This window comes from Streptomyces sp. NPDC006393 (genome assembly GCF_040628575.1).
Taxonomy (GTDB): domain Bacteria; phylum Actinomycetota; class Actinomycetes; order Streptomycetales; family Streptomycetaceae; genus Streptomyces.
Genome location: NZ_JBEXZD010000095.1, coordinates 19,305 through 33,610 on the forward strand (window position 1 = coordinate 19,305; position 14,306 = coordinate 33,610).

At 70.3% G+C, this 14,306-nt stretch carries 12 protein-coding genes; 2 read left to right on the forward strand and 10 right to left on the reverse strand.

Annotated elements, in window-relative coordinates; genetic code table 11:
* Positions 1–45: 45 nt before the first annotated feature.
* Entirely contained in the window at positions 46–1,332 is a 1,287-nt protein-coding gene (locus ABZ484_RS29640; RefSeq protein ID WP_358868992.1) for a hypothetical protein, read from the reverse strand.
* Between the two features lie 132 nt (positions 1,333–1,464).
* A complete protein-coding gene (locus ABZ484_RS29645) occupies positions 1,465–3,732 on the reverse strand; it encodes a transglycosylase domain-containing protein (RefSeq protein WP_358869005.1) in 2,268 nt (755 codons plus the stop codon).
* Positions 3,733–4,351: 619 nt separating this feature from the next.
* Here ABZ484_RS29645 and ABZ484_RS29650 point away from each other — a divergent pair.
* Positions 4,352–4,582, forward strand: coding sequence for a zinc ribbon domain-containing protein (locus ABZ484_RS29650; protein WP_358868993.1), 231 nt, complete (start codon positions 4,352–4,354; stop codon positions 4,580–4,582).
* Positions 4,583–4,624: 42 nt separating this feature from the next.
* Here ABZ484_RS29650 and ABZ484_RS29655 read toward each other — a convergent pair whose 3' ends face one another.
* The 3 genes from ABZ484_RS29655 to ABZ484_RS29665 form a co-directional block, all read right to left on the reverse strand.
* Positions 4,625–5,437: an HAD family hydrolase gene (locus ABZ484_RS29655; RefSeq protein WP_358868994.1), complete on the reverse strand. Its 813-nt coding sequence runs from the start codon at positions 5,435–5,437 to the stop codon at positions 4,625–4,627.
* Complete coding sequence (locus ABZ484_RS29660) at positions 5,437–7,959, reverse strand: phosphoribosyltransferase (protein WP_358868995.1); 2,523 nt, start codon at positions 7,957–7,959, stop codon at positions 5,437–5,439. Before ABZ484_RS29660 ends, ABZ484_RS29655 begins: the two co-directional genes overlap by 1 nt.
* A 62-nt stretch (positions 7,960–8,021) precedes the next feature.
* A complete protein-coding gene (locus tag ABZ484_RS29665; protein WP_358868996.1) occupies positions 8,022–9,194 on the reverse strand; it encodes an HpcH/HpaI aldolase/citrate lyase family protein in 1,173 nt (390 codons plus the stop codon).
* Positions 9,195–9,393: 199 nt separating this feature from the next.
* Here ABZ484_RS29665 and ABZ484_RS29670 point away from each other — a divergent pair, with 199 nt between their 5' ends.
* A complete protein-coding gene (locus ABZ484_RS29670) occupies positions 9,394–10,167 on the forward strand; it encodes a TerD family protein (protein WP_358868997.1) in 774 nt (257 codons plus the stop codon).
* Between the two features lie 25 nt (positions 10,168–10,192).
* Here ABZ484_RS29670 and ABZ484_RS29675 read toward each other — a convergent pair whose 3' ends face one another.
* From ABZ484_RS29675 to ABZ484_RS29695, 5 genes are all read right to left on the reverse strand, one after another.
* On the reverse strand, positions 10,193–10,930 hold the full coding sequence (locus ABZ484_RS29675; protein ID WP_358868998.1) for a Tellurium resistance: 738 nt from the start codon (positions 10,928–10,930) through the stop codon (positions 10,193–10,195).
* A gap of 131 nt (positions 10,931–11,061) precedes the next feature.
* Positions 11,062–12,210 (reverse strand): DUF475 domain-containing protein, encoded by a 1,149-nt coding sequence (locus tag ABZ484_RS29680; RefSeq protein ID WP_358868999.1) that lies wholly within the window; start codon positions 12,208–12,210, stop codon positions 11,062–11,064.
* A gap of 51 nt (positions 12,211–12,261) precedes the next feature.
* Positions 12,262–12,840 (reverse strand): TerD family protein, encoded by a 579-nt coding sequence (locus ABZ484_RS29685; protein WP_086724953.1) that lies wholly within the window; start codon positions 12,838–12,840, stop codon positions 12,262–12,264.
* Positions 12,841–12,966: 126 nt separating this feature from the next.
* Complete coding sequence (locus ABZ484_RS29690; protein WP_086724955.1) at positions 12,967–13,542, reverse strand: TerD family protein; 576 nt, start codon at positions 13,540–13,542, stop codon at positions 12,967–12,969.
* Positions 13,543–13,698: 156 nt separating this feature from the next.
* Complete coding sequence (locus ABZ484_RS29695; protein WP_358869000.1) at positions 13,699–14,157, reverse strand: peroxiredoxin; 459 nt, start codon at positions 14,155–14,157, stop codon at positions 13,699–13,701.
* Positions 14,158–14,306: the final 149 nt, after the last annotated feature.

A 14,306-nucleotide genomic window follows, 5' to 3' on the forward strand; every position in this document is an offset into this window, starting at 1 on the left:
GGGTGTGCACAAGTGGAACCAAGGGGTTACAGGGGCCACTTGACGTCACTTGACCACCTGTGACCAGTCGGGGGACTGGGCCGGGTCCAGGGCGCGCAGCCGCTGCAGCGTCTCCGGCTTCTGAACGTCCAGCCAGTCCGCGAGCTCCCTGAAGGACACGCACTTGACGCCCTTTTTGGTGCAGACGTTCTTGACGACCTGGTCGATGGACTTCATGTAGATGCCGCCGTTCCAGTCCTCGAAGTGGTTGCCGATGAACAGCGGGGCGCGGCTGCCGTAGTAGACGCGGTTGAAGCCGGCCATGTAGGAGTCGACGGTCTGCTGCTCCCACTGCGGGTACTTGGCCGGGTCGCCCTTGGTCTCGCCGTCGGACTGGTTGTAGAGGAAGTTGAAGTCCATGGACAGGCCCTGGTACTTGCCGTTCTCGTACGGCAGCATTTGCAGCGGGAAGTCCCAGATGCCGTTCTTCTTCACCGGCCAGATCTGGAAGTCGCCGGGCGAGGAGGCGTCGTAGCGCCAGCCGTAGTCCTTGATGGCCTTCAGCAGGTTGGGCTGTCCCTCCAGGCAGGGCGCGCGCCCGCCGGTGACCTCCTTCCTGAAGTCGAAGGGCAGCGGGGCGATGTCGGCGAAGCCGGTGTTGGTCTTCCACTTCTCCACGAACGAGTAGAACTGGTCGATCTCGCTCTTCCACTCCTCGACGCTCCAGTCACCGCCGCCCTTGGCGCCGCAGAAGTGGCCGTTGAAGTGGGTGCCGATCTCGTTGCCCTGGTCGTAGGCGAGGCGCAGTTGCTCCAGGGTCTCGCGTATGTGCTCGTCGGTGGCGTAGTCGATGGCGGCGTCGCCCGGCGAGTGCATCGGGCCGTGGTAGAGGGACTTCTTGCTCTTGGGCAGCAGGTAGATGCCCGTGAGGAAGAAGGTCATGTGGGCGTTGTACTCCTGGGCCAGCTCCCGGTAGTGCGAGAACAGGTGGTCGCTGCCCTCCAGGGCGCCGTCCCAGGAGAACACCACGAACTGCGGCGGCTTTTCACCCGGTTTGAGTGGTTCGGGCTTCAACTCGCCCTTCTGCGGGCCCGTGTACGAGGTGGAGCCGTCACCGAGCACATGGGTCCTGCCGTCCCACTTCGGCTCCTTGGTCGCCGTCGGCGAAGGGCTCCTGTCGCCGTCCTTGGAGCCGGCTGAGGCGGTCGGCGTGGTGGTGTCGGGGCGGGTCAGAGCCAGGAAGCCCGCCACGACGGAGGCGACGACCAGGAGGGCCGCCAGGGTGAGGAACTGCGGGTGGGTGGGTCGGCGGCGCGCGCGGGCCCTGCGGCGGCGGCCGGAGGTCGGCTTCATGGGCGGCTCGAATCTGCGGGTGTCTGCGGGGGGCTGCGGCGGTCCGCGTGGTCTGCGCGGTCCGCGGGAGTCTTCGGTTGCGGGGCGTACGGGTCGATGGGGCCGGTGCCGGTGCGGCGGCCCGCCCGGGGGTCAGCCGAGCGGTGCCATGGCGCCCGCCCATATGGAGTACGGAACGTTGTCGGCGGTGGTTCCCGCGAGTCCCTTCAGCGGCAGCGGTTCGAGGCTTTTCGCCAGATCCATCCGGTAGACGACCACCGCCGTGGACACCGACCTGGCGGTGCCGACGTACCAGGCGGCCTTGTCGTCCTCGGTGGTGCCGGCCTTGCCGGCCACCACCGCCGTCGCGGGCGTCGCGGCCGCGGCGGAGGCCGCGGTGGGGTGGGCGGTGCGGAAGGCGTCGGCGAGCGCGTCGGTGACCTGCTGGGCCACCTGGGCGCCGACCGCGCGGCTCGCGGCCGGGGTCTCGAGCCGTACGGCCGAGCCGTTGCGGGTGATCCGCCGCACCGAGTACGGCTCGGTGTGCATGCCCCCGGCGGCGAAGGTGGCGTAGCCGTTGGCCATGCGGATCGCGCTCGGCGTGGAGCTGCCCTGGGACAGGGCGGGCACCTGCGGGCCGATGCTGGAGGACAGCAGCCCCGCCGCCTCGGCGGTCTGCCTGACCTGGTCCAGGCCGGTGTCCATGCCGAGCTGCATGAACGGCGTGTTCACCGACCGGGCGAGCGCCTTGCGCAGGCTGATCCGGCCGTAGGACTTCTTGCCGTCGTTGTGGGCGGCGACCTTGCGGCCGCTGCGGTCCCAGTAGGGCCCCTCGGGGGTGGTGACGGGCACGGCGTCGTCCCCGTCGTAGACGGTGTCCGGGGTGATCTGCTCGCGGGGCGCGTCGCGCCGTTTGACGACCCCGTGCTCCAGGCCGGCCGCGTACACGAACGGCTGGAAGGCCGAACCAGCCGGGACCGTGGAGGCGTTGGACTCGTTGAAGCCCTGCGTACGGTGGTCGGGGCCGCCGTAGACGGCGAGGATGCGGCCGTCGGCGGCCACCGAGGCGGCACCGTAGTGGGCGGTCTTCGCCGCGTTCGGGTCCTTCGCCTTCGCGTCCTTGCGGGCCTTGGTCACGACGTCGGTGAGCTTGGCCTCCCGCTTGCGGTCGAAGGTGGTGTAGATCTGGTAGCCGCCGAGGTCGAAGTCCTTGTCGGACAGGTGCGCGGCCTTCTTCGCGTACTGCGAGGCCAGTTCGACCAGGTAGTCGCTCTGCTGGCCGGTGTCGTACAGCGGGTTGCTCTTGAGCGGTTCCGGGAAGGTCTTGTACCGGGCGCGCTCGGCCGGCGACAGCTTGCCGATCTTGACCATGCGGTCCAGGATCCAGCTCCAGCGCTCCACGGCGCGGTCGTGGTTCTTCGGGTTCAGGGTGGGGTCGTAGAGGCCGGCGCCCTTGAGCAGGGAGGCGAGGAAGGCGGCCTCGCTGACGTTGAGGTCGCTGACGTCCTTGCCGTAGTAGGCCTGCGCGGCGCGCTGGATGCCGTAGGTGCCGCGGCCGAACCAGCTGGTGTTGAGATAGCCCTCGAGGATCTTGTCCTTGCTCATCCTGTTGTCGAGCTTGAGGGAGATCATCGCCTCGGTGAACTTGCGGCTGACGGTCTGGTTCTGGGTCAAATAGACGTTCTTGACGTACTGCTGGGTGATGGTGGAGCCGCCCTCGGTGTCACCTTCGCCGACCGTGCGCCACAGGGCGCGGGTGATGCCCTTGAAGGAGATGCCGGGGTCGCTGTAGAAGCTCTCGTTCTCGGCGGCGAGGACGGCCCAGCGGACGTCCTCGGGTATGTCCTTCAGCGGCATCGCCTGCCGCTGCACCCAGCCGGTGCGGGCCATGGGAGTGCCGTCGGACCAGAAGTAGACGTTGTCCTGCTGGGTGGCGTAGGTGTTCAGGTTCTCCGGTATGTCCGTGGCGGCGTAGGCGACGACCAGGAACAGGCCGGTCAGGCCGATGGTGGAGAAGACGATGCCGATCCACTGCCGCCAGGAGGGCATCCAGCGGCGCCAGCCGGTGCGGCCGGGACGCGGGTAGACCGGTTTCAGCTTCCGGGCGTACGGGGCGACCACCGCGACGAGGGGCGCCAGGCGGCGGGTGACCGGGGCGAGGCGCCGGCCGGCCTCGGTGGTCAGCCGGGCGAGTGCCGGGGGCAGGGCGAACTTCGCGGCGCGCGGCTTGCGGCGGTCGACCCGCCGGCCGGTGCCCGAAGCGGCCTGGCCGGTCGTCCGGTCGGTCGTCCGGTGGGTTGCCTGACTGGTCGTCCGGTCGGTTGCCTGGCCGGTGCTCCGGCCGGGGGTCCGCTGCCGGACGATGTGCAGTTGCATGGTCTCGTGCGGTCGCTTGCGGAGGGCCTCGACCTTCAGCTGCATGGTCTCGTCCGGCCGGGGCGGCACGGCCTCGGCCTCCGGCCGCGCCGGCTTTACCCGCTTCTCCTGCGTGCGCAGGGCCTCGACCTTGAGCTGCATGGTCTCGTCCGGCCGGGGCGGCGGCACGGCCTCGCTCTCCGGCCGCGCGGGCTTCTCCTGCTTCTCCTGCTTCTCCTGCCTCTCCTGCTTCTCCTGCCTCTCCTGCTTCTCCTGCCTCTCCTGCTTCTCCCGCTTCTCCTGTGTGCGCAGGGCGTCTTTGCGCAGGGCGTCGACGTTCAACTGCATCGTCGCGTCCGCGGGCGGCGGCGCGCCGTCGTCGGGTGCTCGCCGGGGCGCGACGCGGCGCTCACCGGACCGGCGGCCTTCCTCCGGAAGGCCCTCCCCCTGCCCTGCCTCGGTCACGACTGCGTCTCCCTCCGCACTCCGTGTTGCTCGCGCGGGTCGACACAGCCGCCGCACACGCGGCCGCCAGCCCCCATCACTCCAAGCCGCCTCGCGGCTCTCGCGGCCGTACAAAATTATCAGCCGTCTTTTCAATATCTCCGCATGAGAACGGGACAGAAACGAACACACAAGAAACACAGATCTCTGTGCGTCTGGTCACTCCCGTTAATGTGGGGCCATGCCTCGCTACGAGTACCGCTGCCGGAGCTGCGGCGACACCTTCGAACTGAGCCGTCCCATGGCGGAATCCGCCGCCCCGGCGGCCTGCCCCGCCGGTCACGACGACACCGTCAAACTGCTGTCCACGGTCGCGGTGGGCGGCTCCGCGACGGCCCCGTCCGCCGCGCCCCGGTCCGGCGGCTCGGGCGGCGGCGGAGGGTGCTGCGGAGGGGGCTGCTGCGGCGGCTGACGGCCGGTCCGGACGGACCCCGGCGGGAGGGGACCGTCCCGCCTACCGCGGCGCCCGGGACGCCTTGAGGAACTCCCGTACGATCCGCTCCCCGGCCAGTACCCCGCGCTCGGGCAGCGCGCTGATGCCGGGTGCGGTCCAGCCCGTGTCGGCCAGTTCGCCGTGGCCCGGGCGCCAGCCGCGGTCCACGGCCAGCAGCAGATCGGCGTCCAGCAGCGAGTCGCCCGCCCCGAGCACCAGGTCGGTGCCGGTGCGGCGGGCGACCTCGCGGACGGCGGCGCTCTTGGTGAGCGGCCCCGGTACGGCGTAGATCTTCCGGCCTTGCAGGGAGACCGTCCAGCCGAGGTTCTCCGCCCAGGCGCCGAGCTCCTTCACCCAGTCCTCGGGGAGCAGTTCGCGCTCCACGACGAGATAGGCGAACAGGTCCTCGGCGACCCGGTGCTTGCGCACCCACACCGGGTCGGCGGTGCGCAGCAGATGCTCGCGCACCTCGGCGAGCGGCGCGCACTCGCCGGCCAGCCGCTCGATGACCCGCCGGTGCCAGTCGGCGTCCGACACCCCGTCCACCAGCAGATGGCCGCCGTTGGCACAGATCGCGTACGCCGGTGCCGGACCCGGCAGGTTGATGCGCTGGTACTGCTTGCGGGTACGCGTCGTGGTCGGCACGAACACCGCCGTGTCCCCGAGGTCGGTCAGCAACTGGGCGGCCGTCTCCGTCATGTACGACAGCGGCCTGCTCTCGTGCACCTCCACGCACAGCAGCCGTGGCGCCCGCGCGTCCGGCATGGTCAGCGCCAGGGCCGCCGACGAGTAGATGAGCGTACGGTCGAGGTCGCTCGCCACCACCACCGGCATCAGCCGTTCACCGCCTTGCCGTCGGCGCCGGTCGCCCCGCGCGTGTAGCGGGGGTGGATCAGACCCACGCAGGTGTACGGCAGTTCGTCCACCTCCTCGACCGGAACCCCTCTCTGCCCGGCCAGCAGGCGTACGTGGTCCAGGTCGGCGCCCGCCCCGGACCGCGCCAGGATCTTCCACGGCACCCGGCGCAGCAGCACCCGCGTGGTCTCGCCGACGCCCGGCTTGACCAGGTTCACGTCGTGGATCCCGTACTCCTCGCTGATCCGCTCGACCGCCGCCCAGCCCTCCCAGGTGGGGGTGCGCTCGGCGGACAGCAGTTCCTTGGCGGCCTGCTCGACGGCGTCGGCCACCTGCGGGAAGCGGGCGGAGACGGTGTCGAGGAAGACGTTCGAGACGTCGGCGCCGGCGAGTTCGCGGTAGAACTTCGCGCCGTGGAAGTCGTCGGGGCCGACCAGGTCCGCGCGCAGGACGGTGCGCGAAACGAGCCCGGAGACGGTGGAGTTCAGGCAGGCGGAGGGTATGAGGAAGTCCTCCCGGGTGCCGTAGGTGCGCACGCACGAGCCCGGGTCGGCGAGCACGGCGATCTCCGGGTCGAAGCCGGTGATCCCCTCCTTCTCCTCGAACTCCCGGACAGCCTGGGCGAGTTCCCGGGTGATGGCGCCCTTGCCGGTCCAGCCGTCGACGAAGACCACGTCCGCGGGGTCGTGCCGGCCGGCCAGCCAGCGCAGCGCGTTGGCGTCGATGCCCCGGCCGCGCACGATCGACACCGCGTAGTGCGGCAGGTCCAGGCCGTGCCGGAACCGGGCCCAGCGGCGCATCAGCACACCGACCGGGGTGCCGGCCCGGGCGAGCGAGACCAGGACGGGACGGGGCGACCGCTCGGCGAGGACGGTCTCGGTGACCGCGCCGACGGCCTGGGCGATCCGGTCCGCCGAGGCGTCGAGCGCCGCCTGGAAGAGCTCCTGGTACTGCTCGCTGGGCTGGTACTCCACCGGCAGCGACTCGGCGTAGTGCGCGCCGCCGCTCTGGATCGCCTCCTCGCGCTCCTCGGTCGGCGCCTCCAGCGTCACGTCCGAGAGGTCCTGGAGCAGCCAGCCGACCTCCTCGGGCGCGTACGAGGAGAAGGCGGGGCCGCGGAGGGGCTCGGGCAGCATACGGGGCCTTTCTGGGCTGAGCGCGGTCGCGGGGACGTACGACGGCACGACCGCGAGCAAGACGTGCGGGGTGTGCCCGGCGAGCTGGGCCAGCAGGCCGTCGGGGGCGTGCAGCGCGGGGGTGTCGGCGGCCGAGTCGACGACGGCGACGACGGCGTCGAAGCCCGCTCCGGCCACGTTGTACGCGTAGCGCTCGCCGGGGCCGTCGGCCGGGTCGTCGTGCGCCGGGAAGACCAGGCGGGTGCGGATCGCGTACCCGGGGTCGTCGACCGCGAGGACCGGGGAGCGGGTCGTGGTGGAGTAGCGCACCTCGGCGGCCACGACCTGCTCCAGCTCGCGGGCGAGCCGCAGCGGCGCGTACATCAGCTCCTCGAACCCGAGGACCAGCACCCGCCGGGTCGTTCCGGGCAGCGCCTCGGCGACCCGGGCGGCCATGACGGGCAGGGCCCGCTCCAGCCGGTCCCGGTGACCGGGCGTGAACCCGTGCCGGCCGCCGTCGGGCAGACCGCGCGGCCAGCGCAGGTCGACGCGCGCGACCCGGCCGCGGCTCCGCTGGGCGGGCACGGTGGCCTCCTGCCCCGGCCCCGGTTCCGGCTGCGGCTGCGGCTGCGGCTGCGGCTGCGGCTGCATGCTCGCCGTCTCGTGCCGGGCGACCAGCGCCTGTCCCTTCTCCAGCACGCCCTCCGGGAGGCGTACGGTGCCGGAGGCCGCCGTGACCAGGTCCACGCGGGCGTCGATCTCCCGGGCGAAGTCCTCCAGGCGCGCGGTGTCGGCGGGTGAGCGCATGTCGACCAGGGCGACCACCACGTACCGCCGGCGCGGATGGCGGGAGTGCAGGTCGCGGATGGTGTTCAGGACGGTGTTGCCGGTGGAGAACTCGTCGTCCACGAGGACCAGCGGGCCGTCCCCGGACAGCAGCGCCGGGTCCTCGGGCAGCAGCAGGTGCGAGGTGGCGTGCGAGTGGGACTCCTCGAAGCCGCCCGCCGGGGCGAGGCCGGGCATGGGGCGGCGCGTGGAGTGCAGGTAGGTGGCCGGGCCCAGGCCGTCCGCGACCGAGTGGCCGAGGCCCGTCGCGGTCTCCGCGTAGCCGAGGACGACCGCCGTGGCGGCCTCGGGCTCGCCCAGCAGCTCCCGCACCCGGCGGCCCAGCGCGAATCCGTGGCCGTAGACCACCGACGGCGACTGCGGTACGTGCTTGCCGAGCACGTTGGACACGAGCAGGTGCGCCCGCTTGGGGTTGCGGCGCAGCGCGAGCCCGAGCAGGCCGGTCAGCTCGTCGCCGCCCAGCAGCTCGACCCCGAGTCGCTCGGCGACCCAGGTGCCGGACCAGACTCCGTCGTTTCCTGCCGTGTTCCTGCGGTTCATGTGTTTCCTGTGGATTCCCTGTGGTGGGTGGGCGAGGGTCGTCGGCCGTGGTGGGCAGCGGGTCAGTCGGGGATTCCGGCGGCGAGCAGCTCCACGAAGCCGACGTCCTCCCTGGCGACACCGAAGACCTCGGCGCGCAGCAGGGTCCGCTCGGCCCAGGCGCGGTGCGGCTTCACCTCGTTCATCTTGTTCGTGTACGCCGACCTGAGCACTCCCCCGCCGCCCCGCTCCGGCCGCAGGATGTCCGCCGCGTCGCTGAACTCCTCGTGACTGACCACCGACAGCGCGTGCACGGGCAGCACATGGGAGGGATGGATGCAGGTCTTGCCCAGCAGCCCGTTGGCCTGGTCGAGGGAGATCTCCCGCAGCAGCCCGTCCATCGCGTGCTCGATCAGTCTCGCGCGCAGCTCGACCGCCTGCACCTCCAGGAAGGGGCTCTGCCGCAGCTGCGGCTTGAACATCCGCTCCTGGGCCCGGAAGTACTCCCACACCGGGCCGGTCACCGTGAACCCGGTGCCGTCGGCCCGGCCCAGCATGTTCACCACGTCGGCGATCACGGAGGCGACGACCTGGACGTCGTAGGCCGTCATGTCGGGGGCCCTGCGCAGGCCGTACGACGAGCAGAAGTCGGTGACGCCCAGGCGCAGCGCCAGCACCCGGTCCCGGTACTTGTCGACCGCGCGGAAGATGCCCTCCAGGGTGTCCACCCGCGACTCGCGGTACAGCAGCTCGGGGGACTCCAGCACCGGCATGGCGAACAGCCGGCGTCCGCTCGCCGTCTCGGCGGCCTGCATCGCCTCCAGGAAGGGCAGGCCCCGCTCCCCGGTGAACTTCGGCAGCACGAATCCGGACAGCAGCCGCACGGACGCGCCCAGCCGCCGCACCAGGTCGGGTATCTGCTCGGCGGCGCGGACCCGGATGAAGAGCAGGGGCAGGTCGGCCGCGCCGGCGGGGCGGGCGGCCAGCCCGGCGAACTGCCGGACGAGGTTCTCCTCGCCGTGCGCCACGTCCGCGTCGTCTATCGAGTCCTCCAGGCAGAGCACCATCGAGACCACGCCGCGCGCGGCCTGCTTGACGATGTCATCGGCCAGGCGCGGGCGGGTGGCCGGGCTGTAGAGCGTGGCGCCCAGCGCGGCGGAGAGCAGCCGGGCCGGGGACTCGGCGGTGAACTCCCCCGGCTCCCGGTGGAAGAGGCGCTGCCGCACCTCAGGAGCGAGGTGCCCGAAATGACGCATGAAGCTCCCCCGTGGTGATGGCCAGTGGCCTGTGCGGAACTGCTGGACTGCCCGGCCCTTCGAAAAAAAGGTGGCCGGTAATAGTACGTACAAATCGGTGTCAGAAGTTCCCGCCGGGCATGAACTTCTGGTAAAGCAGCCGGGATCCGCGTCGGACCCCGCGTTGTCGTGGCCAGGACGGAGAGGGCAGGATGACCGCATGACGCACGCGATGGTGAAGGGGTCGAACGTCCCGCTGGACGCCGCCACGGTACGGGCCGTGGTGCGGTGGACGCCCGGCCAGGGGGTGCCGGACGTCGATGCCTCGGCGCTGCTCCTGGGGCCCGACGGTCGTGTGCGCTCCGACGAGGACTTCGTGTTCTACAACCAGCCCCGGCACCCGTCCGGGAAGGTGTGGCGGCTCGGCAAGCGGCGGGTCGCGGAGGGCATGACCGACACGGTCCAGACGGACCTCGCGGGCGTCGAACCCGGCGTGGGCCGGATCCTGGTGGTCGCCTCGGCGGACGGCGTCGCCTTCGACCGCGTACGGGCGCTGCGCATCCTGCTGTACGACGCGGCGCTCGCGGACGGGGAGCCGCTGGCGTACTTCGACATCAAGCCCGAGACCGGTCAGGAGACCGCGCTGATCTGCGGGGAGCTGTACCGGCGGGGCGAGGGGTGGAAGTTCCGGGCCCTGGGCGAGGGCTACTCGAACGGGCTGAAGGGGCTTGCCACGGACTTCGGCATCTCGGTGGACGAGGGGGAGGAGACGGAGGCGGAGACGCCGGTGGCGCAGCCGCTGCCGCCGGAGCAGCCCGCGTACGGGTATCCGCCGCAGCAGCAGCCCACGGCGGCGGCTGTGGCGGCTCCTGCCCCGGTTCAGCCCGCGTACGGGTATCCGCAGTCGGGATACGGCTATCCGCCGGCCGTCACGGTGGTGCCCGACCCGGAGTTCCGCCTGCCGCCGCAGGGGCCTCAGTTCATCGGACGGTGAGGCGGGTGCTCGGTGAGGCGGGCGCTCACCTGTCCGCCTTCGTCTTGTAGCCCCGGCCCCATTGCAGGCCCCAGCCGTACAGGCGGTCGAGTTCCGACTGGAAGCCGTAGACGAACTTGACCTCGCGGCGGACCATGAGCTCACCCTTGGTGTTCTCGATCAGGACGACCGCGCAGGAGCGGGCCTGGGGCTGGCGTTCCTCGAGGCCGATCTCGATGCGGGGGCCGTTGCTCGGGTAGAGCGTGACGATCGCGTGGGTGCGGTCGAAGGCCGGGGTCTGGTCGTAGATGTAGACGAAGACCAGCAGGCGCTTGATGTCGTCGCGGTGGTCGAGGTTGACGTAGATCGTCTCACCGGACGCGGAGCCGAACCGGTCGTCGCCGCTGAGCTTGACGTACGGCGGCGCGTTCACGTCGCCCAGGAAGCCGCCGAGCGGCTGGACGACGCCCTTGGTGCCGTCGGCCAGCTCGTACAGGCAGCCGAGGTCGAGGTCGACGTTGACCATCGACTGGCTGTGTCCGAGCACCTCGGGCGGCTTGAGCGCCTTGAACGGGTGACGCAGCAGGCTCTGCCGCGCGGAGCCGCCGATGTCGGAGGTGCGCATCCGCCAGGTCAGGTTGATGCGCAGATGCCCGGTGGCGGCGCCCTGCTTGGTCAGGGACACCTGGTGGTGCCGTTTGGTCAGTTCGATCGCGTTGGACGCGGCGCTGCCCGAGTCGAACTCGGACGCGCGTCCGCCCAGCAGACCGTCGAAGAAACCCATCTCCCGCCCCCAGCCTCACCGCTCTCGCCGCCCCCGCCCCATGCGCCGCGGGGCGGCCCGGGGACCCGGCTCGGTTCGCCGTCGTCCTTGTCGGCCGCCCCGCTCAGAAGCGTTCCTCGTGCCGAGGGGTGTCACACCCCCGAGGGGACCTCAGCCTTCTCGCCGGAGCCCGCCGCTTTTCCCTCCTCGGCCGCCAGCGCGCGGTTGCGGCGCACGGAGGACCAGAAGGACCAGGCGATGAGGATCACGCCGACCAGGCCGGTGATGACCTCGTTGATCTCGTACTGGATGGTCACCATGAGGATCACGGCCAGGGCGCCGATGGCGTAGTGGGCGCCGTGCTCCAGGTAGACGTAGTCGTCGAGGGTGCCCTGGCGGACCAGGTAGACCGTGAGGGAACGGACGTACATGGCGCCGATGCCGAGGCCGAGGGCCATCATGACGATGTCGTTGGTGATGGCGAAGGCGCCGATCACGCCGTCGAAGGAGAAGGACGCGTCCAGGACCTCCAGGTAGAGGAACATGAAGAACGCGGCCTGGCCGGCCAGCTTCACGGCCGAGCGCGGCTTGCCCGCGCGGGCGGCCTCTTCCTCCTCCTCGTGCTCGCGCTCCTCCTCTTCCTCCAGCCGGTCCTCGAAGTAGCCGGACAGACCGCCGACGACCATGTACGTGATCAGGCCGGCGATGCCGGCGATCAGGACCGTCTGCGCCTTGTCGATGTGCGCGCCGCCGTGCTGGTGGGCGTGGGTGGCGAAGGTGAAGGAGGTGATCAGCAGGACGACCAGCGCGATGCAGACCGACAGCATGTCGACCTTGCCGAGCTTGGCCAGTGGCCGCTCGATCCAGCGCAGCCACTGGATGTCCCGGTCCTCGAAGATGAAGTCGAGGAAGATCATCAGCAGGAACATGCCGCCGAAGGCCGCGATCGCCGGGTGGGCGTCCGTGACCAGCTGCTGGTAGCGGTCCTTGTCGCTGAACGCCAGGTGGACGGCCTCGATGGGGCCCATCTTGGCCGTGATCGCGACGATGACGACGGGGAAGACCAGCCGCATCCCGAAGACCGCGATCAGAACGCCGACCGTGAGGAAGATCTTCTGCCAGAAGGCGTTCATCTTCTTCAGGATTCCGGCGTTGACCACTGCGTTGTCGAACGACAGCGAGATCTCGAGGATGGCGAGGATCGCCACCACGCCGAAGGCGGTCCACCCCCCGTAGAACAACGCGGCGACGAGGCCGAGCGCGGTGATCGCGAACGACCAGCCGAAGGTTTTCAGAAGCACTGGCTACCCAATCCGTATATGTACGGGTCTCCCCCGTCGCCGTACCCGGCTTTACGAAACATTGACTCCGAAGTCTAGAGCGATGCCGCGCAGACCGGAGGCGTACCCCTGTCCCACCGCCCGGAACTTCCACTCACCCTGGTAGCGGTAGAGCTCACCGAAGATCATCGCGGTCTCGGTGGAGGCGTCCTCGCTCAGGTCGTAGCGGGCGAGCTCCTGGCCGTCGGCCTGGTTGACGACGCGGATGAAGGCGTTGGAGACCTGTCCGAAGGTCTGTCCGCGCTCGTCGGCCATGTGGATGGAGACCGGGAAGACGATCTTCTCGCACTGCGGCGGCACCTTGGCGAGGTCCACCAGGATCGACTCGTCGTCGCCCTCGCCCTCACCGGTGAGGTTGTCGCCGGTGTGCTCGACCGAGCCGTCCGGGCTCTTGAGCTGGTTGTAGAAGACGAACCACTCGTCGCCCAGCACCCGGTTGCCCGCGGAGCACAGCAGCGCGCTGGCGTCGAGGTCGAAGGGCGCTCCGGTGGTGGAGCGCGCGTCCCAGCCGAGCCCGACCATGACATTGGTCAGGTTGGGTGCGGCCTTGGACAGGGAGACGTTGCCCCCCTTGGCGAGCGTGACGCCCATGATGCTGGTCCTCCCCGGGGATGGTGCCTGTGTGGGTTCCTGCGCGTCCGGCGCCGCGTGGAAACACGCGGCGCCGGACGATCAGGCGTTCTGTTGTGCAGATGTTCGATCGCGCGGGAGCTCGGCTCAGACGTTGACGCCGAAGTCCTGGGCGATGCCCCGCAGGCCCGAGGCGTAGCCCTGGCCGATGGCGCGGAACTTCCACTCCGCGCCGTGGCGGTAGAGCTCGCCGAAGACCATGGCCGTCTCGGTCGAGGCGTCCTCACTGAGGTCGTAGCGGGCGATCTCCGCGCCGCCGGCCTGGTTCACCACGCGGATGTACGCGTTGCGCACCTGGCCGAAGGACTGCTGGCGGTTCTCCGCCTCGTAGATCGAGACAGGGAAGACGATCTTGTCGACGTCGGCCGGGACCCCGGCGAGGTTCACCTTGATCACCTCGTCGTCGCCCTCGCCCTCACCGGTGAGGTTGTCGCCGGTGTGCTCGACCGAGCCGTCCGGGCTCTTGAGGTTGTTGAAGAAGACGAAGTTCTGGTCGTTGCCGACCTTCCCGGAGTTGTTCAGCAGCAGCGCGCTGGCGTCGAGGTCGAAGTCGGTGCCGGTGGTGGTGCGGGCGTCCCAGCCCAGACCGACGAGGACCGCGGTCAGGCCCGGGGCCTCCTTCGTCAGCGATACGTTGCCGCCCTTGCTGAGGCTGACTCCCACGAGTCCTCCATTGGTGTCCGGGGGCGGGGAGCCCCGTCGTGCATCGGATATGGGATCAACGTGTCGATCCTAGTGAGGGGTTCCCGCCCCACGCAGGCCCCGCAACCGAAGAATCCCAGGTGTCGATTCCCTCCCCGGACCCCGGCCACGCCGGACTCACACGGTCTCGAGGGCCTTCACGTAGTCGTTCAGGTCGCGGGCGTCGGGGAGCGCGTTGACGACGGTCCAGCGGACGATGCCGTCCTTGTCGATGATGAAGGTGCCGCGCACGGCGCAACCCTTGTCCTCGTCGAAGACGCCGTAGTCGCGCGAGGTGTTCCCGTGCGGCCAGAAATCGCTCAGCAGCGGGTACTCCAGGCCCTCCTGCTCGGCGAAGACGCGCAGGGTGTGGATGGAGTCGTTGGAGACGGCGAGCAGCTGGGTGTCGTCGTTGACGAACTTGGGCAGGTTGTCGCGCAGCGCGCACAGCTCGCCGGTGCACACGCCGGTGAAGGCGAACGGGTAGAAGAGCAGCACCACGTTCTTCTCACCGCGGAAGTCGGACAGCTTCACGGTGCGGCCGTGGTTGTCCTTGAGCTCGAAGTCGGGTGCCTTGTCGCCGACCTGGATCGCCATGGTCCTGCTTTCCCTTCGGTGGGACTGTTCGGGTGAGACCACCCTACGCAGCACCCACCGCGGTCTCCGCGCTGATCGCCGCCATGCGCCTGCGGACGTCGACGTCGATGTTCTGGTAGCCCTTGTGCGAGGCCACGACCGCGATGCCC

Bases quoted from the DNA above. Each gene is read 5' to 3' on its own strand.
- ABZ484_RS29660 (WP_358868995.1), bottom strand. From the start codon at position 7,959: ATGAACCGCAGGAACACGGCAGGAAACGACGGAGTCTGGTCCGGCACC.
- ABZ484_RS29650 (WP_358868993.1), top strand. From the start codon at position 4,352: ATGCCTCGCTACGAGTACCGCTGCCGGAGCTGCGGCGACACCTTCGAA.
- ABZ484_RS29675 (WP_358868998.1), bottom strand. From the start codon at position 10,930: ATGGGTTTCTTCGACGGTCTGCTGGGCGGACGCGCGTCCGAGTTCGAC.
- ABZ484_RS29655 (WP_358868994.1), bottom strand. From the start codon at position 5,437: ATGCCGGTGGTGGTGGCGAGCGACCTCGACCGTACGCTCATCTACTCG.
- ABZ484_RS29645 (WP_358869005.1), bottom strand. From the start codon at position 3,732: ATGCAGCTGAAGGTCGAGGCCCTCCGCAAGCGACCGCACGAGACCATG.
- ABZ484_RS29685 (WP_086724953.1), bottom strand. From the start codon at position 12,840: ATGGGCGTCACGCTCGCCAAGGGGGGCAACGTCTCCCTGTCCAAGGCC.
- ABZ484_RS29640 (WP_358868992.1), bottom strand. From the start codon at position 1,332: ATGAAGCCGACCTCCGGCCGCCGCCGCAGGGCCCGCGCGCGCCGCCGA.
- ABZ484_RS29670 (WP_358868997.1), top strand. From the start codon at position 9,394: ATGACGCACGCGATGGTGAAGGGGTCGAACGTCCCGCTGGACGCCGCC.
- ABZ484_RS29665 (WP_358868996.1), bottom strand. From the start codon at position 9,194: ATGCGTCATTTCGGGCACCTCGCTCCTGAGGTGCGGCAGCGCCTCTTC.
- ABZ484_RS29695 (WP_358869000.1), bottom strand. From the start codon at position 14,157: ATGGCGATCCAGGTCGGCGACAAGGCACCCGACTTCGAGCTCAAGGAC.